Here is a 26,744-nt window from a genome sequence, read left to right as displayed (position 1 = left end):
TTTAAGACAAAATTGACCGCGCCAGTGAACCGGATGTTTGGGAAATAAGACTAGAGCTGTCTCGTGCCTAAGTCGGGAGCGGGACATGAAATATATCGTCTTCATACTATTTACTGTGCTGACAAATGCTGCTGCGCAGCTGATGCTCAAGCAGGGAATGATCTCGCTGGGGCCGGTATCCTTTACCGCCGATACCATGATCGCCCGCATATTCCAGATATTGTTCAACCCTTGGGTTTTTGCGGGGCTGACGACCTTCGTCATTTCAATGGCTTCTCATCTTTATGTGCTGTCGAAGGTGGAGTTGTCCTTTGCCTATCCGTTCCTGAGCCTGGCTTATGTCGCAGTGGCGGTTTTCGCCTATGTCCTGTTCAAGGAAGACCTCAACAGCTGGCGCATCGCCGGTATCGCCTTCATTTGCGTGGGAACGGTTCTGATTGCCCAGTCCGGTGGGGACAGCCAGGCTGCCGGCGAGCGCGAAACCGCGCAGAATTCCAAGATTAACGTAGCAACCAACGAGATTTAGCGATGAAACACATTCTTTTTGGAGGCGACGGTTTCGTCGGTCGCCATCTTGCCCAAAAGCTTCTTGCCGATGGCGAAGAGGTCGTGGTGGCAGACATCGTCAATGACAACAAGTCGTTTTACCGCGAGGCCACGATCGTTGCCTGTGACGTCACCAGGCCCGACATGGTTGCCGCCGTGCCGATTTCTGCAGACGACATGGTCTACAACCTGTCGGCCAAGATGCTGTCGCCGCTGCAGATCCGCTCGAAGCGCCATGATTTCTTCTATCCGGTCAATTACGACGGCACGAAGAACATTATCGAGGCGATGGACAAGGCGGGAGCGGGCCGGCTGGTGCATTTCACCACCGACATGATCTACGGTCACACGAAGACCTATCCGATGACCGAGGAGCACCCGGTGGCGCCGCTCGGCGAATACGGCCAATCGAAACTCGACACCGAGGTGCTGGCGGCCGAATGGCGGCAGAAGGGGATGTCGATATCGCTGTTCCGGCCACGCCTGATCATCGGACCGGGCCGCCTCGGGATTCTGGAAAAACTGTTCAAGCTGATCGACGCCAACCTGCCGGTGCCGATGATCGGTTCGGGCAAGAACCCGTACCAGTTCATCTCAGTGTTTGACTGCGCGGAAGCCGCGCGGCTGGCCTGGAAGGCGGGCGTTCCGAACGAAGCTTACAATCTCGGGTCGATCAATCCGCCGCCGGTGCGCAAGCTGCTTGGCGACCTGATCCGGCATGCCGGGTCGAAGTCGTTCCTGATCCCGACGCCAGCCTGGGCGGTCAAGCGCACACTTGACCTGTTCGATCTGGTCAATATGCCGATCATGGATCCGGAACAGTATCTGATCGCCGACGAAAATTGCGTTCTCGACGTGTCCAAGGGCGAGCGCCAGCTCGGCTGGGTGCCGCAATACCGCGACGAAGACATGCTTATCGCAGCCTATGACGAGTATCGGGCAGCCAAGGCCCGCAGCGGATCGTCCGCTTCTGCACAGGTCGCACCGGCCGAATGAATCGTTCCGAGGGAGCCCACAGAATGCTTGATACACCTACGCGCGTCGAACTCGACGCTCCGCCATTGTCCGAAGCGCAACCCGAAACAAGTGCCGCGAGCCATCGTGCCCGACGGCCCGATCTGCTGACCGTCGCGGATGCAAAAGCGATGTCCGTCGCTGAAATGACAGAGCTGTTCAAGGATCACATCAATCCAGGCCAGCTACATTTCATGAAGCTTCTCGGTTTTCACAAGATCAAGGTCGAGACCGCGTCGGGGATGTATTACACCGATCAGAACGGCCGCAAGATCCTCGATTTCTTCGGCGGTTTCGGATCGCTGGCGCTGGGCCACAACCACCCGCGCATCATCGCCGCGCGCAAAGCGTTCCAGGACGAGGATCGTCATGAGATCGCCATTGCCTTCATGAGCCAGTATGCTTCTGCACTGGCCAAGAACCTGGCGGCAATCGCGCCGGGCGATCTCGACATGGTGTTCTTCGGTTCATCGGGATCGGAAGCCATGGAAGCGGCGATCAAGGTGGCAGAGCGTGCCGCCGGGCCGAAGCGGCCGAAGATCGTCTATGCGCAGAATTCGTTCCACGGCAAGACAAAGGGCGTGCTGTCGCTGACCGATTCCGAGCTCTACCGCGGCGAGTTCCAGCTCACCGGCAACACGGTGAAAGTGCCGTTCGGCGACATCGATGCCATCCGCAACGCCTTCGAGGCGGACCCGGAAATCGGTGTCATCGTGCTCGAAACCATCCAGGGCGGCGGCGGCATCATCGAGGCGCCGGTGGAGTTCTGGCAGCAATTGCGCGCCTTGTGCGACAAGCACGGCGTGTTGTGGATTGCCGACGAAGTCCAGTGCGGCATGGGCCGCTCGGGCCATTTCTTTGCCTTCGAGAAGGCCGGTGTGGTGCCCGATGTGACGGCGCTTGCCAAATCGCTCGGTGCCGGCAAATGCGCCATGGCGGCGATGATCGCCTCACGTGATGTCTATATGAAGGCCTATGGGACGCCCAAGACCGCGATGATCCATGCGCAGGCCACTTTCGGCGGCATCGGCGAAGCCTGCGTGACGGCCATCGAAGGGCTTAACGTCATGTATGACGAGGATCTGATCGGCAATGCCGAGCGGACCGGCTCCTATCTGATCAAGCGCCTCAACGAGCTCAAGGCCAAGTATCCGCAGATCATCAAGGATGTACGCGGCAGCGGCTTCATGGTCGGGCTGGAGTTCCAGGACTTCAGCCAGACCCTGCCGGCGCTGCTCAGGCCGATGGTGGCGCTGCTCGACGACAAGCTCAAGGGGTCGCTGTCCGGTTTCGTCGGTGCCGAACTGCTGCGCGATCACAACGTGCTGGTCGCCTTCACCGAATACAACCGCAATGTCATTCGGCTGGAGCCGCCGCTGGTCTGCGGTCCGGAGCATGTCGACGAGTTCATTGCTGCGCTCGACAAGGTGCTCGGCCGCGGCATTGTCCGCATCGTGCGCGATTTCATCGGCAGCCAGGCGAAGAAATGATGCCCGCGTCCTGACGGCGTCGGCTCGTCAGCCAATACCTCAAATGAAAACCGGAGCGGATCGATGATCCGCCCCGGTTTCTTTATGCGTCGATAAGGCCTTAGGCCGAGTAGTACATGTCGAATTCGACCGGATGCGGGGTCATTTCGAAGCGCATCACTTCTTCCATCTTCAGTTCGATGAACGCGTCGATCTGGTCGTCGTCAAACACGCCACCGGCGGTGAGGAACTTGCGATCCTTGTCGAGGCATTCGAGCGCTTCACGCAGCGAACCTGCAACGGTCGGGATCTTTTTCAGTTCCTTTGCGGGAAGGTCGTAAAGGTCCTTGTCCATGGCCTTGCCGGGATGGATCTTGTTCTTGATGCCGTCGATGCCGGCCATCAGCATGGCGGCAAAGCACAGATACGGGTTGGCGGTCGGATCGCCGAAGCGGACTTCAACGCGCTTGGACTTCGGCGACGAACCGAACGGAATGCGGCAGGAGGCCGAGCGGTTGCGAGCCGAGTAGGCCAGCAGGACCGGGGCTTCGTAACCGGGCACCAGGCGCTTGTAGGAGTTGGTCGAGGGGTTGGAGAAGGCGTTGATCGCCTTGGCGTGCTTGATGATGCCGCCGATGTAGAACAGGCAGTTTTCCGACAGACCGGCATATTCGTCGCCGGCAAAGGTCGGCTTGCCGCCGTTCCAGATCGACTGGTGGACGTGCATGCCCGAGCCGTTGTCGCCGAAGACAGGCTTCGGCATGAAGGTTGCGGTCTTGCCGTAGGCATGGGCAACCTGGTGGACGCCGTACTTGTAGATCTGGGTCTTGTCGGCCATGCGGGTGAGGGTGTCGAAAACCATGCACAGCTCGTGCTGGGCAGACGCCACTTCGTGGTGATGCTTCTCGACCACCAGGCCCATTTCAGCCAGAACGGTCAGCATCTCGGACCGCATGTCCTGGCAGCTGTCGACCGGGGGAACCGGGAAGTAACCGCCCTTGACGCGCGGACGGTGACCCATATTGCCGGTTTCGTAGTCGGTGTCGTCGTTGGTCGGCAGCTCCGAGGAATCAAGCTTGAAGCCGGTGTTGTACGGGTCGGCCTTGTACTTGACGTCGTCGAAGATGAAGAACTCGGGCTCGGGACCGATATAGACGGTGTCGCCGAGGCCGGACGCCTGCAGATAGGCTTCAGCCTTCTTGGCCGTGGTGCGCGGGTCGCGGTTGTAGGCTTCGCCCGAGACCGGGTCGAGAATGTCGCAGAAAACGACCATGGTCGACTGGGCAAAGAACGGGTCCATATGCGCGGTCGCGGTGTCCGGCATCAGCACCATGTCGGATTCATTGATCGCCTTCCAGCCGGCAATCGAGGAGCCGTCGAACATGACGCCATCGGCGAACAGGTCTTCGTCAACGCACGAGACGTCCATGGTCACATGCTGCATCTTGCCCTTCGGGTCTGTGAAGCGCAGATCGAGAAATTTGACGTCGTTGTCCTTGATTTGCTTGAGGATTTCAGTGGCAGTCGTCATGTTCGATATTCCCTGTTAGTAAATGACGATAAGTGCGCGGCGCGCGGCCGCACATAGTGATCAGATGGCGTCGTTGCCGGTTTCACCGGTACGGATACGGATGACTTCCTCGACGTTGGATACGAAGATCTTGCCATCGCCGATGCGGCCGGTCTGGGCTGCGTTGCGAATGGCATCTATCGCTGCTTCGGCGGTTTCGTCCGCAAGGACGATCTCGACCTTCACCTTGGGCAGGAAATCAACAACATATTCCGCGCCGCGATAGAGTTCGGTGTGGCCCTTCTGGCGACCAAAGCCCTTGGCCTCGGTGACAGTGATGCCCTGCAGGCCGACTTCCTGAAGAGCTTCCTTCACTTCATCAAGCTTGAAAGGCTTGATGATCGCTTCGATCTTTTTCATGAGAACCAATTCTCCGCTCTGTCCTGTGAAAGCGGGTGCATAGGCTGACGCCACATACCCACTCGCGTGTATCAAAGCACACACCGTGCCACATTGCGAAAAAATCTGCCAAGACCGTCCGAAATATTCGGTCAGCTGCCGGAATCCGCGGAAACCGAAGCTCAAATGCGTCGGTTTTGCGATGTGGCGAGCCAAATTGTGCCGCCAATCGTGTGAAGGCCAACAACCGGCAGGTCCGGGTGATGATTTTTTGTGCGCCAGCCGGTGCCCGCAAGATGGGCACGATGATTATAATTTGTGCAAGTGGGTGCAGCGTCCTCAGGACGGCCCGGTTTGCCAGGCAATCTTGACCGTACTGGCGGCCTCATGTCACGAACGCTCATGGCTATAGACGAGACATTGCTGGTTTCTCCCCGGACGATGGGCAAAATAGACCAGGCCGCCGCCGAAAGCGGGATTGACAGTTTCGGCCTGATGCAAAAGGCCGGCGCTCATGTGGCAGCTGTGCTGTTGTCGCATTTCCCGGAAGTGCAGCGTGCCGTGATCCTTTGCGGCCCGGGCAACAACGGCGGTGACGGCCATGTCGCAGGCGGGTTGCTGGCGGCCAGCGGGGTCGAAGCGGTCCGCTTTGGAATGGAGCCGAAGCCGGGAGGCGACGCAGCCCGCGCGCGCCAGGCTTATCCGGGAAAACTGCTGCCGCTTGAGGACTGGCAACCGCGCGACGGCGACGTGATTGTCGATGCTTTGTTCGGCGCAGGGCTCGACCGGCCGGTGGCCGCCAGTATCGCGGCCCTGATCGAGCGGGCGCAGCATGCCGGGACGCCGGTCATCGCCGTCGATCTGCCATCGGGCCTGTCCGGCCGCACCGGTGAGCCGACGGGCGCCTGTTTTGCTGCCAGCCACACGGTGACCTTCGCGGCGTTGAAACCGGGGCATCTGCTGATGCCGGGCAGAACGCTGTGCGGGCAGATGCATCTGTGCGATATCGGCATTCCGGCGCGGCTGATCCGCAGCGACGATGCGATGTGGAAGAACGATCCAGGCCTTTACGCATCAAAACGCCCGCTCACTGATGCGGGGCAGCACAAGTATGGCCGTGGCCATCTGGTTGTGTTTAGCGGACCGCTGAGCGCCACCGGTGCCGCGCGCCTGTCGGCAACGGCTGGCCTGAACAGCGGCGCGGGGCTGGTGACCATCGCCAATCCGCCCGGTGCGACCCTGGCGCTGGCGTCCCATCTCACCGCCATCATGCAGCACCCGGTCCGGGACGAGGCGGAGCTGGAAACATGGCTGTCGGACAAGCGGCTCTCCGCTTTTGTCCTCGGTCCTGGCTTTGGTGATCTGGAAAAGGCGCGCAGCTATACCGCAAGGGTCGCCGCCACCGGGCGACCAGTGGTGCTTGATGCTGACGGGCTGACGGCATTTGCGTCTGAAACCGATCTGCTGGCAAAGCTGTTTGCCGGTGAAGCGCGGCTGGTCCTCACGCCGCATGAGGGAGAATTCCGAAGATTGTGCGGTGATCTTGCAGATGACCCGTCGCTGTCGAAGATCGACCGCGCCAGAGGCGCTGCCAGCCGGTTCAATGCGGTGATGGTCTACAAGGGAGCCGACACGGTGATTGCGGCGCCGGACGGACGCGCGGCGGTAAATGCCGATGCGCCAGCCTGGCTTGCCACCGCCGGATCCGGTGATGTGCTTGCCGGCATTATCGGCAGTCTTCTGTCACAGGGCATGCCGGCGTTCGAAGCGGCCTGTGCCGGTGTGGCGCTGCACGGTGAGGCCGCAATCCGTGCAGGCCGGGGAATGAACGCCGAAGACCTCGCCGGGCACATCGAACCGCTATGAGCGGAACGTCGCGGCCCGATCAACCGGCCTACAAAAGCCTGCTCTTGCGCAGCATGCCGGCGCGGGCCAGCACCGGGTAGGCAATGGACGCAAACAGTGAGTTTATCTCCTTGAGATCGCGCATGGTATCGATGTGGATCGAGCTGCTGTCGTAGCTGTTGTCGTTGCCGTCGCGAAGCCTTTGCATGTGCTGTTCCTCGCTCTGGCGAACCATGGTGCGCACGACTTCCTTCTGAGCCACCAGTTCCCTGGCGTGATCGACATCGGCGTTGACAAACAGATTGAATGCCAGCCGCCCGTTCTTCAGAACCTCCTGGTGCAGGGCCTTGAGCTCGTGCCAGCCTTCAGTCGAGAAGGTGATCTTGCGGGAATCCTTCTTGCGGGCCCGTGTCACCATGTTCTGGGCGATGATGTCGGCAGCCTGTTCGAGCTTGATGGTGGCGCCCAGAAGATCCTGCAACTGGGCGGCCGATTTCTCATCGAGCCGGCTCTCGGAAATCTTGGCAAGATAGAATTTGATGTCGCGATGGGTTTCGTCGACTTCGTCGTCGAGTTCTTCGATCCGGCGCATTTTCGGCTTGTCCGGCGTGTCGAAGACGTCGAAAATCCAGGTCAGCATCAGCTCTATGCGTTCACAAACCGTAAGCACCTCGCGGGTGGCATTGGCGACGGCCTGTCTGGGATCGGACAGATGATCGGGATTAAGTGCCGACATTCTGGTTTCGTCAGCAACCTCATCGGGCAGGGCGGTCGGAACCAGCCAGCTCTTGAGCATCCGTCCTACCAGGCCGCAAAACGGCAGGCCAAAGACCAGCACCGCGAGATTTATGGCCAGATGCACCAGCACCACGGCATCGCCGGGCTGATCGGAAAAGAAACTGCTCTCGAGCTCGAAGCTCATTTGCGCGCCCAACGCGATCAGTGTTCCCAGCCCCCGCAGAGCGACATTGCCCAGTGGTACGATGCGCGCATCGACACGCTCACCGCGCGTCAGCACCGCGCCAATCACCGCCGCGCCGAAATTGATGCCGAGCACCAGCGGGATGATCAGCACCGGCGGGATCAGCGCCCGGTCGGCGAGTGATGCCAGCAACAGCACCGCGGCAACACTGGAATGAAATGCCCAGGCCAGAAGCCCGGCCAGGACGAAAGCGGTGATCCAGTCGCGCGACAGGTAGTTGATGATGACCGGCAGGATCTCGCTGGTCTTGAGCGGGATCGATGCCTCGCCAATCAGCCGCAGGGACAGCAGCAACAGGCCGAGCCCGACTAGAATGCGGCCGATCTGCCGCCAGTTACGGGATTCGCTGGCCCTGAAGGCAATCGTTCCGGCGAGCAGCAACACGGGAATGAGCAGCGAAAGGTCCTGACGCAGGATGCGGACCACCAGGGCAGATCCGAGATCGGCGCCGAGCAATGTTGCTATTCCGATGGCGGTCGAGACATATCCGCTGGCGACAAAGCCTGCAACGATCAGGGCTACGGCTGTTGCGCTCTGCAAGGCAATGGCGAAGAAAAAGCCCGCAATTGCGGCGGTTACACGGTTGCCGATCGCAAGCCGGAGCTTTTCGCGAAGAACGTTGCCATAGGCCCGTTCGATGCCGGTACGCACCATGCGGGTCGCCCAGAGCAGCAGGGCAACGGCGCCGGCAAGATTGATAAAAACGACCATTCCGGACATGAAGCACTCAATACCTGTTAAGAATACAGATCCCGTGGCACGCCTGAAGCAGCTGTCGGCAGCTTGATTTCGTGGTCGCCGGGTCTGACGGGAACGACTCAACCTATCGCATTTCCTGCAATGCTACAATTTGCCAGCTTCAGGTGAATACGCGCGAAAAGGGTGTCTACGGCCGATCGTGAAAAAGCCTTTTCTTCAAAGAACTTGGTGTCTCAGGAAGGATTTTGGCGGGGCACCCATAACCCGGGAGAACATGGTGGTGAAGGCCGGGATGCTGTCATAGCCGAGTTCCATTGCTACAGCGGTGACCGGTTCGCCGGCGCTGAGACGTGGCAGGGCTGCCATCACACAGGCCTGCTGGCGCCAGGCAGAGAGGCTGAGCCCGGTCTGTTGGCGGAACAGCCGCGTGAAGCTGCGGCGGCTCATGCCGACAGTGTTGGCCCAGTCGTCGATTTCCAACTGGGCGGATGGACGCGCGATGAAGCTGCGGCAAAGTTCAGCCAGGCGCGGGTTGCGGGGCAGTGGCAAGACCAGCGGGCGTTCCGGCAACAACGGAATCTCGTGTAGCAGGATGTTGCGAATGAGGTCCGCGCGGGTGTCGGTCACCTCCGGCCCGATCCGGACCGCTTCATCGAGCAGGCTCTGCATCAGCCGGGTCATGCCGGTGACGTGGAGATGGGTTGGCAATCCATCGATCGCATCAAGCCGGACATAGGCGGACTGCACTTCGACCTCGCCTGCGGTGTCGACGGCATGGCGTGTCCCGGCCGGTATCCACAAGGCGTGGCCGGGCGGAACCATCCAGCGTCCGGCGGGGGTCGTGACGATGACAACGCCGGTAATCGGATGCAGCAGCTGAGACCTGCTGTGGTGGTGCTCGGAGACATGCTCGTCGCGCGCAAGGCTGTGGGCAAAGGCCAGCACCGGGATCTCTGACGCTTCGACCAGCGCCCGGCTGGGACTGAGTTGATCACTCGTATCCGGGACGTGAAGATCTTGGCGGACGCAAGGGTGAGACATTGCAATTGGCCCAAATGCGTAAAAAACAGACCAAACCACGAAAGCGGGCTGCATGCAAGGCGTGTATCACTCGGATCGAGGCTGTTGGCGACGATCGGTTTTCGCATTGCCGCATGAATAAGGAATCACGGTTCGACGGCGCGCCATGGAAGTCAGGTGCTCATGCGTTCGGTGACGCCCGAGATCCCGCCGAGTGGGTGATGAAGGAAAGATCATGCGCATTATTCCAGACAGTTCCGGGGCAGGGGCTGCCTCAAGGGCGGTCACACCGGCGGCGTTTTCGGTGGTGGTGGCACTCTCGATCTGCCATTTTCTCAACGACACGATGCAATCGGTTCTGGCGGCGATCTACCCGATCCTGAAAACCAATTATGATCTGAGTTTCACCCAGATCGGGCTGCTGACCTTCGCCTTCCAGTTCACAGCCTCGCTTCTGCAGCCGGCAATCGGGGCCTTCACCGACCGGCGCCCGATCGGCTATGCGCTGCCGGCCGGCACCGGGTTCACGCTCATCGGCCTGCTTCTGCTGGCAACGGCTGGCTATTACGGGCTGTTGCTCCTGGCAGCAGCGCTGGTCGGGTTCGGCTCGGCCGTGTTCCATCCGGAATCGTCGCGCATAGCCCGGTTGGCCTCGGGCGGCAGACACGGCACGGCACAATCGGTCTTCCAGGTCGGAGGCAATGTCGGCACCGCGACCGGGCCGCTGCTTGCCGCCTTCATCATCGTGCCCAACGGCCAGTCTTCGGTGGCCTGGTTTGCTTTTGCAGCTCTGTGCGGCATCGCAATCCTGACCTGGGTCAGCCGCTGGTATGCGGCGTTCCGGCGCGCATCCGCCGGACGCCCGGCGGACGACAGGACACTTTTGCATTCACGCCGCCGCGTGATCATCGCCCTGGTGGTGCTGGCGCTGCTGGTGTTTACCAAGAATATCTATGTCGCAAGCTTTTCCAGCTTCTACACCTTCTACGTCATCGAGCGCTTCGGTGTCAGCGTTCAGGATTCGCAGCTCATGCTGTTTCTCTTTCTCGGTGCGATGGCGGCCGGGACACTGATCGGCGGTCCGATTGGTGACAGGATCGGCGCCAAGGCGGTGATCTGGGTGTCGATCCTCGGTATCCTGCCGTTTACGCTCATGCTGCCTTATGCAGACCTGTTCTGGACCGCGATGCTGACGGTGATCATCGGCGTGGTGCTCGCATCCGCTTTTCCGGCCATCATCGTGTTTGCGCAGGAACTGGTGCCTGGCCGGGTGGGGCTGATCGCCGGAGTATTCTTCGGCTTTGCCTTCGGCATGGGCGGTATTGCGGCTGCGGTGCTGGGACAGGTCGCCGACGCCCGCGGGATTGTCTATGTCTATGAGGTCTGTGCATTCCTGCCGTTCCTCGGCTTGCTGACAATCCTGCTGCCGAAGAACATCCGCTGACCGCGCGCCCGCAATCGCGCTGCCAGGGAGCCGAGACGTTGCTTTGTGGCTCCCTGCAATTTTGGAGCTATTGCGCGGTGTAGCCGCCATCCACCGGTATGATTGCGCCGAGCATGAAACAGGCCTCCGGCGGGGACAGCCAGACGGTCAGGTCGGCAACTTCCTGCGGAGTGCCGATGCGGCCGAGCGGGTGCAGCGGTCTGAGCATCTCGGCGCTCGTCTGGGCGCCGGCGGTGGCCTGAACCCGGCTGGCTCAAACCTTGTGTTGTAGCGTCGTTGCTCCGGACGGGGCGTTGACCTTGCCGCCGGTGATGAAGAAAGCAAAGACGTCGCGCGGCGGTTTTCGACGCTCCGGTCCGGGCGATTAGCTCGAGATCGGATGGTGCGGAACATGCCGCATAGGTCTTCAGCCGCTTGGCCCAGAGATCGCTCTCGTCACGGGGGTAACACGAAGGTTCATCATCCGACCCCTGCTGCAACCGTGCATAGACAAGGTCCGAAGTGACGTCGGCGATCATCGGATAGGTGTCATGGTCGGCGCAGACCGCAGCGACATTGTGATTGGCCAGCAACTCGACGAAGTCCGGCGTGCAGAAACTCTCGTGCCGCGCCTCGACCACATGACGCAGCCTGACTCCGTCATGCTCGGCCGGAAGCAGCGCAAGAAAGGACGCGAAATCGTCCGGTTCGAACTTCTTCGTCGGCATGAACTGCCACAGGATGGGCCCGAGCCGGTCGTCGAGCTCAGTGATGCCCTAGTTGAGAAATTTCGAGATCGAGGGTTCGGCTTCCGCCAGCACCTTGCGGTTGGTGCAGTAGCGGCTGGCCTTGAGCGAAAATAGGAACCGGTCCGGCACATCCGCCGCCCATTTGGCGAACGTCGCGGGCTTCTGGCTGCCATAATAGGTGCCGTTGACCTCGATGGTGCGCAACTGGCTGCCCGCATAGTGCAGATGCTTGGTTTTGGCCAGTTTCGGCGGGTAGAAACTCTCGTTCCAGGCATCAAACACCCAGCCGCCAATGCCGGTGCGGATTGTACCGGAGTTCGTCATCACGTCTCTCTTCGTGAAACAGCCCTGAAGTTCCTACTCCGCCGCTTCCACCCGTTTCTGCGGCCGGCGCTCCAGCAATTCCTTGAGGAACTGGCCGGTGTAGGACCGGTCGACCTTCACGATGTCCTCGGGCGTGCCCTCGGCGACGATCTCGCCGCCGCCGTCGCCGCCTTCGGGACCGAGATCAATGACCCAGTCGGCAGTCTTGATGACTTCGAGATTGTGCTCGATGACGACGACCGAATTGCCTTGGTCGACCAGTTCGTGCAGCACTTCCAAGAGCTTGGCGACGTCATGGAAATGAAGGCCGGTGGTCGGCTCGTCAAGAATGTAGAGCGTCCGGCCGGTGGAGCGTTTCGACAGCTCCTTGGCCAGCTTGACGCGCTGTGCCTCGCCGCCCGACAGCGTTGTCGCCTGCTGGCCGACCTTGATGTAGCCGAGGCCAACGCCCTGCAGGGCCTGCAGCTTGTCGCGCACGGCGGGGACGGCTGCGAAGAATTCGACGCCTTCCTCTACCGTCATGTCGAGCACGTCGGCGATGGATTTGCCCTTGAAGGTGACGTCGAGGGTCTCGCGGTTGTAGCGCTTGCCGTGGCAGACGTCGCAGGTGACGTAGACATCGGGCAGGAAGTGCATCTCGATCTTGATGACGCCGTCGCCCTGGCAGGCCTCGCAGCGGCCACCCTTCACGTTAAAGGAGAAACGACCCGGCTGGTAGCCACGCGCCTTCGCTTCCGGCAGACCTGCAAACCAGTCGCGGATCGGGGTGAAGGCGCCGGTATAGGTCGCCGGGTTGGAGCGCGGGGTGCGGCCAATCGGCGACTGATCGATGTCGATCACCTTGTCGATGTTCTCGAAGCCGTCGATGCGGTCGTGATCGGCTGGGTTTTCACGCGCGCCCATCACCCGGCGGGCGGCGGCCTTGTAGAGCGTCTCGATCAGAAAGGTCGACTTGCCGCCGCCCGACACGCCGGTGACGGCGGTGAACAGGCCGAGCGGGATCGAGGCCGATACGTTTTTGAGATTGTTGCCGCGGGCGCCGATGACCTTGATTTCTTTCTTCTTCTTCGGCTTCCTCCGCTCGGCGGGCACCGGCACGTCGAGTTCTCCGGAAAGATATTTGCCGGTGATCGAACGCGGGTTGGCCATGATATCGCCGGGCGCGCCCTGGGCGATGATCTCGCCGCCATGCACACCTGCATGGGGCCCGATATCGACCACGTAATCGGCGGTCAGGATGGCGTCTTCGTCATGCTCGACGACGATCACCGTGTTGCCGATATCGCGCAGATGTTTGAGCGTTTCCAGAAGCCGGGCATTGTCGCGCTGATGCAGGCCGATCGAGGGTTCGTCGAGCACGTAAAGCACGCCGGTGAGGCCGGAGCCGATCTGTGAGGCGAGCCGGATGCGCTGGCTTTCTCCACCCGAGAGCGAGCCCGAATTGCGCGACAGGGTCAGGTAATCGAGCCCGACATCGTTGAGGAATTTCAGCCGGTCGCGGATTTCCTTGAGAATGCGGACTGCAATCTGGTTCTGCTGCTCGTTAAGCTGTTGCGGCAGCCGGTCGAACCAGTCGCCGGCATTGCGGATCGAAAGTTCGGTGACCTGCCCGATATGGCAATCATTGATCTTGACGGCGCGCGCCTCGGGCTTGAGCCGGTATCCGTCGCAGGCCGGGCAGGGCGCGTTCGACATGTAGCGCTCGATCTCCTCGCGCGCCCAGGCGCTGTCGGTTTCCTTCCAGCGGCGCTCAAGATTGGGAATGATGCCCTCGAAATTCTTCGACGTGGTGTAGGAACGCAGGCCATCATCATATTTGAAGGAGATCTTTTCCTGTGTGCCGCGCAGGATGGCGGCCTTGCCCTTTTCCGGCAGGTCGTCCCAGCGATCCGAAAGCTTGAAGCCGAAATGCTTGCCCAGCGCTTCCAGCGTCTGGGTGTAATAGGGCGAGCTGGATTTGGCCCAGGGCGCAATGGCGCCGCCACGCAGCGTCAGCGCCGGTTCCGGCACGATCAGCGCCTCGTCGATGGTCTTCTGGGTGCCGAGACCGTCACAGGTGGGGCAGGCGCCGTGCGGATTGTTGAACGAAAACAGCCGCGGCTCGATCTCGGAGATGGTGAAGCCGGAGACCGGGCAGGCGAATTTCTCCGAAAACAGCACCCGCTCATGGGTCTCGTTCAATGACTTGTTGGCCGAGCCGCCGGCCGCGGTTTCGGTTTCAGGCAGCGGCTTGTCGGCAAATTCGGCAATGGCGAGACCGTCGGCCAGCCGCAGGCAGGTTTCCATGCTGTCGGCGAGACGGGCGGCAATGTCTGGGCGAACGACGATGCGGTCGACGACGATGTCGATGTCATGCTTGTATTTCTTGTCGAGCGCCGGGGCGTCTGCGATTTCGTAATACTGGCCGTCGATCTTGACCCGCTGAAACCCCTTTTTCATGTATTCGGCGAGTTCCTTGCGGTACTCGCCCTTGCGGCCGCGCACCACCGGCGCAAGGATATAAAGTCTTGTGCCTTCTTCCAGCGCCAGCACCCGGTCGACCATCTGGCTGACGGTCTGGCTTTCGATCGGAAGGCCGGTTGCCGGCGAATAGGGCACGCCGACGCGGGCAAACAGGAGCCGCATGTAGTCGTAGATCTCGGTCACCGTGCCGACGGTCGAACGCGGATTGCGGCTGGTGGTCTTCTGCTCGATCGAGATGGCCGGCGAAAGCCCGTCGATCTGGTCGACATCGGGCTTCTGCATCATTTCGAGGAACTGCCGGGCATAGGCCGAAAGGCTTTCGACATAGCGGCGCTGGCCTTCCGCATAGATCGTGTCGAAAGCCAGCGACGATTTGCCCGAGCCCGACAGGCCGGTCATCACGATCAGGCTGTTGCGGGGCAGGTCGAGATCGACATTCTTGAGATTGTGTTCGCGGGCCCCGCGGATGGTGATGGATTTCAGTTCAGTCATGTCGCCGCCGATTTGCCGTGGAGCATCCGGTGCGTTCCGATGAAACACTAGCGGATTGCTCGCCTATCCAGAATGCCCGCAGGTAAGACGGTCGGGGTGATGTGACCGGACGTATCCCGCAAGCAACAATGCCCCCATGCAACACTGCATATTCAAGATTGTTCCGGGGGGCAGACCAGAACCATACATAAGTACCGCGGTCGCATTGTCGAGATGCATGGTAGCGGGTAGCTGCTATGCAGCCGAATCTCTTGACAGAAACTGACACAGTCAATAGAACATATAAAGAACAAAAAAGGCCTGTGGATTGTCACGGCCGCACTGACCGGCGATTGGCTGATCCTGTAAGGTGCAATTCGATTTGGACGGGGCGGCGCAAGGCCGCCTGAAGTGTTGGAAGGTGATACATCATGGCGGGCAGCGTCAACAAAGTCATTCTGGTTGGCAATCTTGGAGCGGACCCGGAAATCCGGCGCACCCAGGACGGGCGCCCGATCGCCAACCTGTCGGTGGCGACATCGGAGAGCTGGCGCGACAAGAATTCCGGCGAGCGCCGTGAAAAGACCGAATGGCACCGCGTGGTGATCTTCAACGAGGGTCTGTGCAAGATCGCCGAGAACTATCTCAAGAAGGGCTCCAAGGTCTATCTCGAGGGCCAGCTGCAGACCCGCAAATGGCAGGACCAGTCGGGCCAGGACAAGTACTCGACCGAAGTCGTGCTGCAGGGCTTCAACGGCAATCTGACCATGCTCGACGGCCGCAATGAAGGCGGCGGCGGCCGTGGCGGTGATTATGGCGGCGGCGGTGATTTCGGCGGTGGACCCTCGGGTGGGGACCGCGGAGGTTCCGGCGGATTTGGCGGCGGCGGATCGTCCCGCGATCTCGACGACGACATCCCGTTCTGATCGGACCGGCACAGGTATCAGGGCTCGCAAGCATAGAGTTTGCGGGCATGGTTCTTTCCACGGGCCGGATGATCGTACTATACCCGCAGGAAATCGGTCCATGAAGCAATCGATCACCCATGTCGCACTCGTGGTGCGCGACTATGATGAAGCCATCGGCTTTTATTGCGGCTTGCTTGGTTTCGATCTTCTGGAAGACAGCTATCAGCCGGAGCAGGACAAGCGCTGGGTGGTGGTCCGGCCGAAGGGCGGGCAGGGTGCATCGCTCGTGCTCGCCAGGGCCTCAAAAGCGGAACAGGAGCCGTATATCGGCAACCAGACCGGCGGCCGCGTGTTCCTGTTTCTCAACACCGATGATTTCTGGCGCGATTACGAGCGGATGACTGCCGAAGGCGTCGAGTTCGTCCGCGAGCCAAAGACCGAGACCTATGGCACCGTGGCGGTTTTCAGGGACATCTACGGCAACCTCTGGGATCTGCTGCAACTCAACGATGGGCATGCCGCGGCGAGCTGAGCCTTGCCGCTCGGGCAAGCGACCATGCAGGAACCATATTGGCAGCGTGTGGTGGGGTGGATACAGGTGAGCACCGGATTGTGAGTGGCGCCTGATCATAGAGCCGGGCAACATTGGCGGTGTGTGAAACACCGAAGACAGCCCACACCATCCCGGTGCTGCTGATGGCAGTATCGCATTTCTGACCATCGCCTCAGGTGTCGAGGCCGATGAAGCCGATGTGGTGTCAGCGGAGTATGCCAGGGCAGCAGATGGAAGCTACCGCTTCGATGTCACAGTGCGCCATACCGACGAAGGCTGGGACCATTATGCCGATGCATGGCAGGTCGTCGGGCCGGACGCTACGGTCCTTGGAAAGCGGGTGCTGGCACAACTGCACGAAAAAGAACAGCCCTTTACCCGCAGCCTTTCCGGGATTGTCATCCCCGCGGATATCAACAGCGTTACTGTTCGGGCCCATGACACGGTTCGTGGCTGGGGCGGGGCGGAGATCACTGTTGATCTCGGGAACTGACCCCGCGGCTGCCGGCGCCAGTCACTTCACCCGATCCTGATCTCGATGCTGACGCTGTCACCGGCGGAGATCGCCTCGGCCTTGCGCACCGCGGCCTTGACCGGCAGGAAATAACACCCCGACGCCTTGTCGGGAAACAGCGAGGTCTTCCATCCCTTGTCACCGATCCGCGCACGCACCGGAACCGAACCGAAACCGTTGGTCTTGCCGGCCAAAAAACGGATCTGCTGCGAAATCTCGCGCGGCACGGTGAGAAAGGTCCACGCCGCCTTGCCGTCGCCTGAACGCCAGAGTTCGGCCTCGAAGCCGTAGGTTTGCTCGGGAAGCATCGATCATCCAGTGTGTAAAAAGCATCGGATTTACGCAGTTAACGAGCTTGCGGGCCTTGTGCAAGGGAGGGTTCGCTCCCCTGCAGGCGATCAACCGATGTTCATCGGCTTCAGCTCGGGGCCGGGTTTGGCCCACGTTTTCCGGAGGTCGAGCCCGCAGTTGAACGGCGAGATTGACCGATCCGCGCAATCAGCGGAATCGACAGGAAGATGATCCATTGCGGCATGTCTGTCAGATTGCCGAGGCGCACAAGACCATAGGCGACAAACAGCCCCGCAAAACCGATCTGAACGCCGGACAGAACCGCCTCCAAGGCGTGGTCACGGCGGAAGGCGAGCACGGCAAGACCAGCCGCAAGAGCGGTCAGGACGACCGTCACCGCGTGCCACAATACCGAGACGTAGCCATTCAACGTGATATCGGTGACTTCCGCCAGCATTGGCTCATGCACTTCCGGGCCGCCCATGAAAACATGGATCGCGACGGTCACGGCCATAAGCGCGGCGGCCGTGGCGGTGATCGGGGACAGGTCGGGTGAGGTTTGCATCTGCATCTCCAAAACATACGGATGCGTATGGTCTAGCGTTTGTCCTTGCCTGAGTCAATACGGGTCCGTATGGTTTGGTCATGAAGAAGATCTCCGGACGACAGACCGCCGACGACTGGATACAGGCGGGATTTCGGGCCCTGGCAACCACGGGTCCGTCGGCGCTCAAGGCGGAAGCGTTGGCCCGCCAGATCGGGACTACCAAGGGTTCATTCTACTGGCATTTTGCAGACCTGGCCGACTACAAGGCCCGGCTGCTCGCGCATTGGGAGGCCCGCGCTTACAACGAAATCGTCGACAAGCTCGAAACCACGGCCGATCCGGTACAACGCCTGCGTCAGCTTTGCGTTCTGGCTGTGAGTTTCCGCGACCCGAACTACGGTGGGTCAGCGGCCGAGCCGGCATTGAGGGCCTGGGCGAGGGAAGATGAGAATGCCTTGGAAGCCGTGCGCAGAATGGATCAAAGACGGCTAGCCTATCTTGACGACCTGTGCCGCTCCTGCGGGCTTCCGCGCGATGATGCCGGGAGGATTCTATACGCGGCTTTCGTCGGACTGGAAAACCTGGACAGCGAACCCGGGAAGGCTGAGCAGACAATCCTGGGATTGCTCGATGCTCTGGGGCTTCCTGGCAGCTGACGGAGCCGCTGGATTGCGCACAGATGCTGGCCGAGCGCCTGCAGCCTGCGCCGAGAACCTCCACCCAGCTGCGCAATTCCCTCGGCAGGCAAGAGATCGAACCCGACCGCTGCCAGCAGGTTCCCCCTCCCTGGCTTTTCCGGCTTAGTCGAAGGCCTGTTTCTACGCGCCGAGAAACGCCTGCTTGATGCCATCGACGACGAATTGTACCGACAGCGCCGCCAGGATCACGCCCAGTAGCCGGGTCAGGATGGTTCGGCCGGTGTCACCCAGGAACTGGTCGATGCGCTCGGCAATCACCAGGAAGGCAAACAGCACCAGCGAGGCCGCGACGATGACGCCGATCAGTCCGGCACGTTCGACCGGCTCATAAAACGAGCCGGCCAGCAGGATGACCGCCGAGATGGCGCCCGGGCCGGCAATCAGCGGGATCGCCAGCGGAAACACCGCGACATTGGAAATATGGTCCTTGGTGATGGCGCGCTCGGCGCTCTTTTCCTGCCGCTCATGGCGCTTCTCGAAGATCATCTCGAAGGCGATCCAGAACAGCAGCAAGCCGCCGGCGATGCGGAAGGCGCCGAGCGAGATGCCCAGGATGTTGAGAATGCTGGCGCCGGCAATGGCGAAGACGGCGAGGATGCCCGCCGCGGTCACCGTGCCGCGGATCGCCACCTGGATGCGCTGGCTGCGGGTCATGCCGGTGGTCAGGCCGAGGAAGATCGCTGCAAGGCCGGGCGGATCGAACATCACGACGATCGTGACGAAGGCATTTATGATCAGCTCGGCAGTCATGGCGCATCCCCCGCAGGCTTGATGAAACGGCCTCTTTTCCTGACTTACGACACAAGAGAGCTGTTCGAAACCCCCGTACGCGCCCTCAACGGTGGAGAACCCCCGTCGAGGGGCTGAAACAGGGTGCGAAAATTGGCGACAGCAGCGGCTTTCCGCTATAACGCAGAAATGATTCCATCCAATTGTCGTGGGCCGCTTTGACAGATCAGAAAACACCCGCCGGACCGATTACGCCAGGCATCGAGCCTGTATCGATCATCGAGGAAATGCAGCGTTCCTATCTCGATTACGCCATGAGCGTGATCGTCAGCCGGGCGCTGCCGGATGTGCGCGACGGGCTCAAGCCCGTGCATCGCCGGATTCTCTTCGCCATGCATGAGGGCGGTTACCACTGGAACCGCAAATATGTGAAGTCGTCGCGCATCGTCGGTGACGTGATGGGTAAATATCACCCGCATGGCGACCAGTCGATCTACGACGCCATGGTGCGCATGGCGCAGCACTGGTCGATGGGCGCGATGCTGGTCGACGGGCAGGGCAATTTCGGCTCGATCGACGGCGATCCGCCGGCTGCGATGCGCTATACGGAATCGCGCCTGGCCAAGCTCTCGCACGAGATGCTGGAAGACATCGACAAGGAAACCGTCGATTTCCAGGACACCTACGATTCCTCCGGCTCCGAGCCGAAGGTGGTGCCGGCCCGGTTCCCCAACCTGCTGGTCAATGGGGCGGGCGGCATTGCCGTGGGCATGGCCACCAACATCCCGCCGCACAATCTGGTCGAGGTCATCAATGGCTGCATTGCCATCATGGATAATCCGGCCATCGACCTGCTCGAGCTGATGCGCATCATTCCCGGTCCGGATTTTCCGACCGCGGGCATCATCCTGGGCCAGGCCGGCATCCGCAGCGCGTTCGAGACCGGCCGCGGTTCGGTGATGATGCGCGGCAAGGTGCATGTCGAGCCGATGCGAAACGACCGCGAAGCCATCATCATCACCGAGGTTCCCTACCAGGTGAACAAGGCGACGATGATCGAGAAGATGGCCGACCTGGTGCGCGAGAAGCGTATCGAAGGCATTTCCGATCTGCGCGACGAGTCCGATCGCCAGGGCTACCGGGTGGTGATCGAGCTCAAGCGCGACGCCAATGCCGACGTGATCATCAACCAGCTTTACCGCTACACGCCGCTGCAGACCTCGTTCGGGGTCAACATGGTGGCGCTCAACGGCGGCAAGCCGGAGCTGATGACGCTGATCGACATGCTCAGGGCGTTTGTCGCCTTCCGCGAGGACGTGATCACCCGGCGGACCAAATACCTGCTGCGCAAGGCGCGCGAACGGGCGCATGTGCTGGTTGGTCTGGCCATCGCGGTCGCCAATATCGACGAGGTGATCTCGCTGATCCGCAACGCGCCGGACCCGGCGACTGCGCGCGAGCAGCTGATGACCCGGCGCTGGCCGGCACGCGACGTCGAGCCGCTGATCCTGCTGATCGACGACCCGCGCCACCGCATCAACGAGGAAGACGGCACCTACAATCTGTCGGAAGAACAGGCGCGCGCCATTCTCGAATTGCGCCTCGCCCGCCTGACCGCGCTCGGCCGCGATGAGATCGGCGACGAGCTCGGCAAGATCGGTGAGGAAATCAAGGACTTCCTCGAAATTCTCGGCTCGCGCCTGCGGGTTCAGCAGATCGTCAAGGACGAGCTCATTGCCGTGCGCGATGAATTCGGCGTGCCGCGGCGCACCCAGATCATCGAGGGTGGCGCGGACATGGACGACGAGGACCTGATCGCGCGCGAGGACATGGTGGTGACCGTGAGCCACGCGGGCTACATCAAGCGCGTGCCGCTCGCCACCTACCGGGCGCAGCGCCGCGGCGGCAAGGGCCGCTCGGGCATGTCGACCCGCGACGAGGATTTCGTCACCCGCCTGTTCGTCGCCAACACCCACACGCCGGTGCTGTTCTTCTCCTCGCGCGGCATTGTCTACAAGGAAAAGGTCTGGCGCCTGCCGATCGGCACGCCGACGTCGAAGGGCAAGGCGCTGATCAACCTGCTGCCGCTGGAAAAGGGCGAGCGGATCACCTCGATCATGCCGCTGCCGGAGGACGAGGACAGCTGGGCCAATCTCGACGTGATGTTCGCCACCACGCGCGGCACCGTCAGGCGCAACAAGCTCAGCGACTTCGTGCAGGTCAACCGCAACGGCAAGATCGCCATGAAGCTCGATGACGAGGGCGACGCCATCCTCAATGTCGAAACCTGCAACGAGTTCGACGATGTGCTTCTGACCACCGCACTGGGTCAGTGCATCCGCTTCCGGGTGGATGATGTCCGCGTCTTCGCCGGCCGCAACTCGATCGGCGTGCGCGGCATGAATCTGGGACCGGATGATCATCTGATTTCGATGACCATCGTCCACCATGTCGATGCGGAAGCGGCCGAACGCGCCGCCTATCTCAAGCGCGCCGCAGCCGAGCGCCGGGCCGCCACCGGTGAAGAGGTCGAGGATGTCGGCCTGGTCGGAGAGGATGCCGAGGACATCGGTGAAATCTCCAACGACCGCTACGAGGAGCTGAAAGCCCGCGAGCAGTTCATTCTCACCGTCTCGGAGAAGGGCTATGGCAAGCGCTCGTCGAGCTACGAGTTCCGGATCTCGGGCCGCGGCGGCAAGGGCATCCGCGCCACCGACACTTCCAAGACCGGCGAGATCGGGCCGCTTATAGCCGCCTTCCCGGTGGAGAATGGCGACCAGATCATGATGGTCTCCGACGGCGGCCAGGTGATCCGCGTGCCGGTCGGCGGCATCCGCATGGCGGGACGCGCCACCAAGGGCGTGACCATTTTCTCCACCGCCAGGGACGAGCGCGTGGTCTCGGTTGACCGGATCAGCGAGCCGGAAGCCGATGAAGAGCTGGTCGATGACGTCGAAGCCGCCGCCGAAATCGATGTCACCGACATCGTGCCGGAAGCCGGAGACGCCGAGGCGCCCGACACGGGCCCGGCCGGCGAGGACACGCAGGACTGATCAGCCCTACCGATGACGTTGCAAGAGCCGGGGAGCGATCCCCGGCTTTTTGCTGTGCGGTCGCGGGAATGGACTGAGACGGGAGATCTGGCCGGGCAGGAAACTCGAGATGCCGGGGAGGCAGCATTGGGCGGGGAGCGGACGTTCGCTGCGTTAGCGAGCCCGAGGTGTGCATGTGCTGAAGACGGACATGTAGATGATGATAAAATAGATAGTCCGCTCTTTACTTCAGTTAATTTTCTCCAAAAATAATAGTTGCTAAAATCATTTTTTGAGAGCAATGTTGTTTTACGGATTGCCTAATCTGAAATCTTCTGAAGAAACTTAAAAGACTACCTCACAATTTCATGCGGTCCGATTGAAAGCATTATTGCTTGAAATTGATTGGGAAAGAAGTGGGATAGATTGCCTTACCAATATATCAGTAAATAATCTCATTTCTTGCGGCAATCTTATGTTCTGCAGCATTAAAGTATCGTGAATGCCTCGTGAGTTGCTTTTTCTAAGAGGGGTTTAGTGATGCGCCAATCTTCTCCAGTTTTACTGAACGGCAAATACATCTTAGACGCCGTCATATCCCTGAGCCCGAATTACCGGCAATCGCGGATATGGTCCGCCAGACTTGCCGTGCTATTTGTGATGCAATCGTTGTCCGTTACTACAGTGCAGGCTCAGGACCGCACCGCTGCTTGGGGCACTTTAGGCAGCTATTCTGGCATAGACCACTCTGGCTCAGCCGTGACCGCAGTCATAACGGCTCAGGGTCGCACCGCAATTCTTCCCGGCGCCTCCATCACTTCCATCGGCGTTGTGAATGAGATCACGGTTGTTGGCGACAATAATCTACTGAATTCGACCCAAGAGGGCACGAATTCCGGCGACGTCACTTCTACCGTCACCGTCACACGGTAGGTGCTGAGGTGACATCCTTCCCGATAAAAGTGCGTCGAGTGATGGTGGGTATAGTGGCTGTCTCGATGTCACTGGGGCTTGCCGGGTGCGAAACAGCAAGTTCAACCATTAAAACTTCAGATGAAATATCCCCGCTAAACTATCGAGTGCCTGGAAAGGACGTGTTCTCACAGAGGCTCGACGATGCTTTTGCATGTATGAAAGCTACTGGTGCGCTGGAGAACCAAGGATTTGCAATTGGTCCATTTGCCAACGACACGGGCAAAACCAACTCGGCGACGAACGGCGGTACTGGTAGTTTCCTACCAGCCGGACCCAACATTGCGATCTATGCCGTGGAAGCAGTCTCGCAGGCAGGGGGCATCGCCTATGACTATTCGAATATGGAAGTCGTACGCAACATTGCTTTTGTCGGCGGCGAAAGTGCAGCTCATCACATGCATAAGCTGCAGAATGCTAATATGCCAAATTTCGCAATCAATGTTTTTGCTACGGCACTGGATTTTGGCGGCGTGAACAGTGCGGATGTCCGAGTTGCAGGGGTCGGACCGATCATGCGGCAGACAAAAGCCAACGCTTATTATGGCGCGCACATCTTTCAACCCGGCAGTCAGCGGTCACTGGCGCGGGGATTTGCTGTTTTCCAGGCCGACTATACGGAAGTTGGCATTGGAGCAAACGCCTTTGTCGGTGGCGGGTCTGGAACTCTTGTTTCTGGCGTTTTGTCGATGGGCAGTCAGGAACCATTGCAGCGGCCTTCGGCTGAAGGAATTATGGTTGCTACTGCCTACGCCCTTCTGGAAATTCCGGCTCTTCAATCCTGCCGGTCCAAGATGCTGCCGTTCGAAGGTTTGAATGCTTCGCCGCAGCAACTACGCAGCTCTGTTGACACAGGACTGTCAGCGACCCGTCCGGTGAACCCTGGGCAGGTCCATCAAGGTCTGGGGTATTCATCGGACCATGTGGACGCTATTGCAATGGACATCGGCGATACAAACAGCGGCCCGCATAACCAGCCGCTGGCCTCATCATCCCACTCACCCAGAACCAAGGAGATATGAAAATGACTTTCAAGAAAATTGCCTTCGCTTCTATAGCGGCCCTCATGGCAACCACCTCTGCGCAGTCTGCAGGACTGGAATTGTTTGGTGTGAACGGAACCAATGGGACGCCGGTCGGACCCAGCGTCGTCTTCACGCCATTCGGGCCCAGTTTAGTCTCGCCGGGCACAGACGGGCGCGCCAATGCGGTCGCCAAGACCGATGCCAAAGCCCTGTTCACACAGCAGTCGATTGGTAACGCAGATGTTACGGCAACCCTGAACGCAACCAGCTCCTCGTCGCCACTAACGGCAGTACAGGGCGCTAGTGGTTCCTCGAAGGTAACATCCACCGGATCGATTACGGAAACGAACCTGCTGACCATCAGCAACAGCGCCATCAATGCTGCAGCGCAATTCAGCGCCGACTCGCTTGTTGCTGGAAATATCGGCGGAACCGCGCGTGCAGCTGGGACGGAAACCATGGTCGCACAGCAAGCTCTCTCTGATGCCAAGACGACTGCCACTGCCACCTTCACCAATGCCATGACGACCAATACATCCATTTCCAATTCGGCAATGGGTGCAGCGGCAGTTATCACGCTCAATATCAAGTAGGCTTCGGCGGGACCCTGTTTCCACCGGTCGGTCACTCTGCTCGAGTAACACTAAATGTACGGCACCTGTGAGGAGTGCCGTACATTCTGGCCTTGGTAAGTTTAACGGAACGCGGTGACGCTGTGTGACTGTCCAATACCATTGCCTTGGCCGAACCCATTGCTGTGGCCAAACCCATTCGACTGACCGAAGGTTGTGGTGCCAAACCCGTTGGAGGTTGCAAAACCGTTGGACCGTCCAAAAGCAGTGGTTCCCCACAGAATTGTCGTTCCATCTGTGACTGTCACATCACCGGGATTCTTGCGCGCTGATTTGGTGCCGCAGGACGCTCGCCCCCCAAACAACCTCGCCGAATTTGCTGCATTGTCGCGTTTCAAGGAGCACGGACCAGAAGTGTGCACGCTTGAGGATCCGACCAGAAGGCTGGCAACCTCCAGAAGGGATTGCGACTGCACAGACCCCGAAAATCCAAAAGTTGCCAACAATACCCCGGCACTTAGTGTCTTCATGTACATTGCGGCACACCATTCAATTTCTGAAACGTATGCCTGATCTTAGATTTCAGAGGTTAATTCATTCCTTCTGTGTTGGCCGTATCCGTGAATGTGGTACCGCTTCCAGCCGTCGGTTTACCTTTCGGGCGGCACCGGGAACCTATGAGGTTGCAACAGCGCGAAGCAAAGGAAGGTGATGTGATCATCGCTCATTGTTGCGATGGCCTTAAGCGTGTACGGGGCAAACGCCGTGCAGATGAAGGCATAGACGACACACTGCCTACTCTCCTAGCAGCCCCAGAATCTTTCCCAAGCGTATTTGGTGTATTTGTTTAGAAGCATTGCTGCCGTTCGCTGAAGTCGGCTCCAAGCTGCACCTCATGGAGTGCAGGCTCAAGATCGAGCATTGCCTGCCCGCTTCTTTGGACATCCGGTCGAATCAGGCAATCATGTCAGAAGCTGGTGCGTTCAAGTGCCAAGATCGCCCTCCGTCTCGATATTCAGCAACTCGCCACAATGCTTGCAGTGAATCGCATCTAAATCGTGCCGGTTAAGGCCGCACTCCGGGCATTTGTGCTTGATCTTGGAGGGTTGGAATATAGCGCGCGCCAATTGGACGAAAAGCGCGACTCCCACGACCATTATGAACACCGACAGCAGCTTACCGCTAGTTGTCTCCATAGTGATATCACCGAAGCCCGTCGTCGTAAGCGTTGCAACGGTGAAGTAAAGCGCGTCAACATAGCCGGCGATGCCAGCGTCTTTACTGAAGGCCAGCACGAAGACCAGCGAAGTCGTCACGAAGATGAAGACGAACAGGTTGACCGCCGCGAGGATTGCATCTTCGTTGCGACGGAAGAACAGGCTCTCGCGTCTCAGGTCGCGCAGCAGATGATAGGCATGAATCAGCCGCAGCCCGCGCAACACGCGGAGGAATGCAAAGTTCTCGGTAATGAGTGGGGCCAGGAATAGGGACAGCACGACGATGAGATCCGCAAGTGTATAAATGCGGGTCAGTTCCCGACGCAGGTTATCGGAGATCCACAGCCGGGCCACCAGATCCAGAGATATGAGCAGGCCAAGCCCGGTGTTCAACGCTGTCGTTATCGGTGTTGCGGGCAGCGCCGCGATTGCAATGAAATAGGCGATTGTCAGCGCATCAAAAGCGATTAGGCCATAGCGAAACCGCCGGGCACGCTGGCTTTGACCGGTGTAGAGCAACCTGATTGTTCGATGCAGTTCTTCCATTTCCGCAAGATGCCATAGGATTGCACCCCGCACCATGCATAGAAACCACAGCGTGCCTGCGGATAACGGTGCTCGGGACTTTGTTGCAGTAGGCTCTTTCGTGCTACCCGCTGCATCGCCCCTCTAAGTCCGCTAATGGGATGTGCCGGCTGCTCCCCTCACCGTTGGGTTATTCTTAACCGGAATCAACCGTGCAACAAGGAGAAGCAGCCATGTGTGCAAAGAA

The 26,744-nt window shown here is 59.9% G+C and carries 21 protein-coding genes and 2 pseudogenes; 12 read left to right on the top strand and 11 right to left on the bottom strand.

From position 1 onward, the window contains the following. The first annotated feature begins 85 nt into the window (after positions 1–85). Genes CRO46_RS00115 through CRO46_RS00105 form a run of 3 tightly spaced genes read left to right on the top strand, consistent with a single transcriptional unit; the run spans position 86 to position 3,050 of the window. Complete coding sequence (locus CRO46_RS00115; protein ID WP_097103867.1) at positions 86–526, top strand: DMT family transporter; 441 nt, start codon at positions 86–88, stop codon at positions 524–526. 2 nt (positions 527–528) lie between these two features. Continuing rightward, complete coding sequence (locus tag CRO46_RS00110) at positions 529–1,542, top strand: NAD-dependent epimerase/dehydratase family protein (RefSeq protein WP_097103865.1); 1,014 nt, start codon at positions 529–531, stop codon at positions 1,540–1,542. A 23-nt stretch (positions 1,543–1,565) separates the two neighbouring features. Further along, on the top strand, positions 1,566–3,050 hold the full coding sequence (locus CRO46_RS00105) for an aspartate aminotransferase family protein (RefSeq protein WP_179758893.1): 1,485 nt from the start codon (positions 1,566–1,568) through the stop codon (positions 3,048–3,050). Between the two features lie 100 nt (positions 3,051–3,150). Here the strand turns inward: CRO46_RS00105 and glnA are convergent, their stop codons facing one another. Both glnA and CRO46_RS00095 read right to left on the bottom strand, forming a co-directional pair. Further along, on the bottom strand, positions 3,151–4,560 hold the full coding sequence (glnA, locus tag CRO46_RS00100) for a type I glutamate--ammonia ligase (RefSeq protein ID WP_097103863.1): 1,410 nt from the start codon (positions 4,558–4,560) through the stop codon (positions 3,151–3,153). A gap of 60 nt (positions 4,561–4,620) precedes the next feature. Next, the gene (locus CRO46_RS00095) at positions 4,621–4,959 is read right to left on the bottom strand and encodes a P-II family nitrogen regulator (RefSeq protein ID WP_047029994.1); all 339 of its coding nucleotides are present in this window, start codon (positions 4,957–4,959) and stop codon (positions 4,621–4,623) included. A gap of 366 nt (positions 4,960–5,325) precedes the next feature. Here CRO46_RS00095 and CRO46_RS00090 point away from each other — a divergent pair, with 366 nt between their 5' ends. Beyond that, on the top strand, positions 5,326–6,804 hold the full coding sequence (locus CRO46_RS00090) for an NAD(P)H-hydrate dehydratase (RefSeq protein WP_244577726.1): 1,479 nt from the start codon (positions 5,326–5,328) through the stop codon (positions 6,802–6,804). A gap of 28 nt (positions 6,805–6,832) precedes the next feature. On the opposite strand, the gene CRO46_RS00085 is transcribed toward CRO46_RS00090, so the two are convergent. Further along, entirely contained in the window at positions 6,833–8,485 is a 1,653-nt protein-coding gene (locus CRO46_RS00085) for a Na/Pi cotransporter family protein (protein ID WP_097103861.1), read from the bottom strand. A gap of 195 nt (positions 8,486–8,680) precedes the next feature. Next, positions 8,681–9,505 (bottom strand): AraC family transcriptional regulator, encoded by an 825-nt coding sequence (locus CRO46_RS00080; RefSeq protein ID WP_097103860.1) that lies wholly within the window; start codon positions 9,503–9,505, stop codon positions 8,681–8,683. A gap of 223 nt (positions 9,506–9,728) precedes the next feature. Here CRO46_RS00080 and CRO46_RS00075 point away from each other — a divergent pair, with 223 nt between their 5' ends. After that, a complete protein-coding gene (locus CRO46_RS00075) occupies positions 9,729–10,928 on the top strand; it encodes an MFS transporter (RefSeq protein ID WP_425479226.1) in 1,200 nt (399 codons plus the stop codon). Positions 10,929–10,995: 67 nt separating this feature from the next. Here CRO46_RS00075 and CRO46_RS00070 read toward each other — a convergent pair. The 3 genes and pseudogenes from CRO46_RS00070 to uvrA all read right to left on the bottom strand — a co-directional run. Beyond that, a pseudogene (locus CRO46_RS00070) lies at positions 10,996–11,151 on the bottom strand (SDR family oxidoreductase); the annotation flags it as partial. 30 nt (positions 11,152–11,181) lie between these two features. Then, positions 11,182–11,980 (bottom strand): annotated as a pseudogene (locus CRO46_RS00065) (DUF72 domain-containing protein). Positions 11,981–12,013: 33 nt separating this feature from the next. Next, positions 12,014–14,935, bottom strand: coding sequence for an excinuclease ABC subunit UvrA (gene uvrA / locus CRO46_RS00060; RefSeq protein ID WP_097103855.1), 2,922 nt, complete (start codon positions 14,933–14,935; stop codon positions 12,014–12,016). Between the two features lie 410 nt (positions 14,936–15,345). On the opposite strand from uvrA, the gene CRO46_RS00055 reads away from it, so the two are divergent. The 3 genes from CRO46_RS00055 to CRO46_RS00045 all read left to right on the top strand — a co-directional run bounded on the left by CRO46_RS00055 (position 15,346) and on the right by CRO46_RS00045 (position 16,868). Beyond that, positions 15,346–15,840 (top strand): single-stranded DNA-binding protein, encoded by a 495-nt coding sequence (locus CRO46_RS00055; RefSeq protein WP_097103853.1) that lies wholly within the window; start codon positions 15,346–15,348, stop codon positions 15,838–15,840. 100 nt (positions 15,841–15,940) lie between these two features. Next, complete coding sequence (locus CRO46_RS00050) at positions 15,941–16,354, top strand: VOC family protein (RefSeq protein ID WP_097103851.1); 414 nt, start codon at positions 15,941–15,943, stop codon at positions 16,352–16,354. Positions 16,355–16,574: 220 nt separating this feature from the next. Next, the gene (locus CRO46_RS00045) at positions 16,575–16,868 is read left to right on the top strand and encodes a hypothetical protein (protein ID WP_210421466.1); all 294 of its coding nucleotides are present in this window, start codon (positions 16,575–16,577) and stop codon (positions 16,866–16,868) included. A 26-nt stretch (positions 16,869–16,894) separates the two neighbouring features. Here CRO46_RS00045 and CRO46_RS00040 read toward each other — a convergent pair whose 3' ends face one another. Continuing rightward, a complete protein-coding gene (locus CRO46_RS00040) occupies positions 16,895–17,197 on the bottom strand; it encodes a DUF1905 domain-containing protein (RefSeq protein ID WP_097103847.1) in 303 nt (100 codons plus the stop codon). 110 nt (positions 17,198–17,307) lie between these two features. Next, positions 17,308–17,745 carry a hypothetical protein gene (locus tag CRO46_RS00035; protein WP_097103845.1) on the bottom strand — a complete coding sequence of 146 codons (438 nt, stop codon included), beginning with the start codon at positions 17,743–17,745 and terminating at the stop codon, positions 17,308–17,310. Between the two features lie 80 nt (positions 17,746–17,825). Between CRO46_RS00035 and CRO46_RS00030 the strand changes: the two genes are divergently transcribed. Next, positions 17,826–18,383, top strand: coding sequence for a TetR/AcrR family transcriptional regulator (locus CRO46_RS00030; protein WP_097103844.1), 558 nt, complete (start codon positions 17,826–17,828; stop codon positions 18,381–18,383). A 162-nt stretch (positions 18,384–18,545) separates the two neighbouring features. On the opposite strand, the gene CRO46_RS00025 is transcribed toward CRO46_RS00030, so the two are convergent. Continuing rightward, positions 18,546–19,175, bottom strand: coding sequence for a MarC family protein (locus CRO46_RS00025; protein ID WP_097103843.1), 630 nt, complete (start codon positions 19,173–19,175; stop codon positions 18,546–18,548). Between the two features lie 197 nt (positions 19,176–19,372). On the opposite strand from CRO46_RS00025, the gene gyrA reads away from it, so the two are divergent. The 3 genes from gyrA (at position 19,373) to CRO46_RS00010 (ending at position 24,776) form a co-directional block, all read left to right on the top strand. Continuing rightward, positions 19,373–22,207 carry a DNA gyrase subunit A gene (gene gyrA / locus CRO46_RS00020; protein WP_097103841.1) on the top strand — a complete coding sequence of 945 codons (2,835 nt, stop codon included), beginning with the start codon at positions 19,373–19,375 and terminating at the stop codon, positions 22,205–22,207. A gap of 977 nt (positions 22,208–23,184) precedes the next feature. Further along, positions 23,185–24,180: a hypothetical protein gene (locus CRO46_RS00015; RefSeq protein ID WP_210421465.1), complete on the top strand. Its 996-nt coding sequence runs from the start codon at positions 23,185–23,187 to the stop codon at positions 24,178–24,180. Between the two features lie 2 nt (positions 24,181–24,182). Beyond that, the gene (locus tag CRO46_RS00010; RefSeq protein WP_097103837.1) at positions 24,183–24,776 is read left to right on the top strand and encodes a hypothetical protein; all 594 of its coding nucleotides are present in this window, start codon (positions 24,183–24,185) and stop codon (positions 24,774–24,776) included. Positions 24,777–25,738: 962 nt separating this feature from the next. Here CRO46_RS00010 and CRO46_RS00005 read toward each other — a convergent pair. Next, complete coding sequence (locus CRO46_RS00005) at positions 25,739–26,518, bottom strand: potassium channel family protein (protein WP_210421464.1); 780 nt, start codon at positions 26,516–26,518, stop codon at positions 25,739–25,741. Positions 26,519–26,744: the final 226 nt, after the last annotated feature.

This window comes from Parahoeflea halophila (genome assembly GCF_900220985.1).
In the GTDB taxonomy this organism is placed as follows: Bacteria; Pseudomonadota; Alphaproteobacteria; order Rhizobiales; family Rhizobiaceae; genus Hoeflea; species Hoeflea halophila.
This window is presented reverse-complemented; position numbering and strand designations above follow the sequence as displayed.

Excerpts from the sequence above, each read along its gene's own strand:
- CRO46_RS00115 (WP_097103867.1), top strand. The coding sequence starts at position 86 with ATGAAATATATCGTCTTCATACTATTTACTGTGCTGACAAATGCTGCT.
- CRO46_RS00110 (WP_097103865.1), top strand. The coding sequence starts at position 529 with ATGAAACACATTCTTTTTGGAGGCGACGGTTTCGTCGGTCGCCATCTT.
- CRO46_RS00105 (WP_179758893.1), top strand. The coding sequence starts at position 1,566 with ATGCTTGATACACCTACGCGCGTCGAACTCGACGCTCCGCCATTGTCC.
- glnA (WP_097103863.1), bottom strand. The coding sequence starts at position 4,560 with ATGACGACTGCCACTGAAATCCTCAAGCAAATCAAGGACAACGACGTC.
- CRO46_RS00095 (WP_047029994.1), bottom strand. The coding sequence starts at position 4,959 with ATGAAAAAGATCGAAGCGATCATCAAGCCTTTCAAGCTTGATGAAGTG.
- CRO46_RS00090 (WP_244577726.1), top strand. The coding sequence starts at position 5,326 with ATGTCACGAACGCTCATGGCTATAGACGAGACATTGCTGGTTTCTCCC.
- CRO46_RS00085 (WP_097103861.1), bottom strand. The coding sequence starts at position 8,485 with ATGTCCGGAATGGTCGTTTTTATCAATCTTGCCGGCGCCGTTGCCCTG.
- CRO46_RS00080 (WP_097103860.1), bottom strand. The coding sequence starts at position 9,505 with ATGTCTCACCCTTGCGTCCGCCAAGATCTTCACGTCCCGGATACGAGT.
- uvrA (WP_097103855.1), bottom strand. The coding sequence starts at position 14,935 with ATGACTGAACTGAAATCCATCACCATCCGCGGGGCCCGCGAACACAAT.
- CRO46_RS00055 (WP_097103853.1), top strand. The coding sequence starts at position 15,346 with ATGGCGGGCAGCGTCAACAAAGTCATTCTGGTTGGCAATCTTGGAGCG.
- CRO46_RS00050 (WP_097103851.1), top strand. The coding sequence starts at position 15,941 with ATGAAGCAATCGATCACCCATGTCGCACTCGTGGTGCGCGACTATGAT.
- CRO46_RS00040 (WP_097103847.1), bottom strand. The coding sequence starts at position 17,197 with ATGCTTCCCGAGCAAACCTACGGCTTCGAGGCCGAACTCTGGCGTTCA.
- CRO46_RS00035 (WP_097103845.1), bottom strand. The coding sequence starts at position 17,745 with ATGCAAACCTCACCCGACCTGTCCCCGATCACCGCCACGGCCGCCGCG.
- CRO46_RS00030 (WP_097103844.1), top strand. The coding sequence starts at position 17,826 with ATGAAGAAGATCTCCGGACGACAGACCGCCGACGACTGGATACAGGCG.
- CRO46_RS00025 (WP_097103843.1), bottom strand. The coding sequence starts at position 19,175 with ATGACTGCCGAGCTGATCATAAATGCCTTCGTCACGATCGTCGTGATG.
- CRO46_RS00015 (WP_210421465.1), top strand. The coding sequence starts at position 23,185 with ATGTCACTGGGGCTTGCCGGGTGCGAAACAGCAAGTTCAACCATTAAA.
- CRO46_RS00010 (WP_097103837.1), top strand. The coding sequence starts at position 24,183 with ATGACTTTCAAGAAAATTGCCTTCGCTTCTATAGCGGCCCTCATGGCA.
- CRO46_RS00005 (WP_210421464.1), bottom strand. The coding sequence starts at position 26,518 with ATGGAAGAACTGCATCGAACAATCAGGTTGCTCTACACCGGTCAAAGC.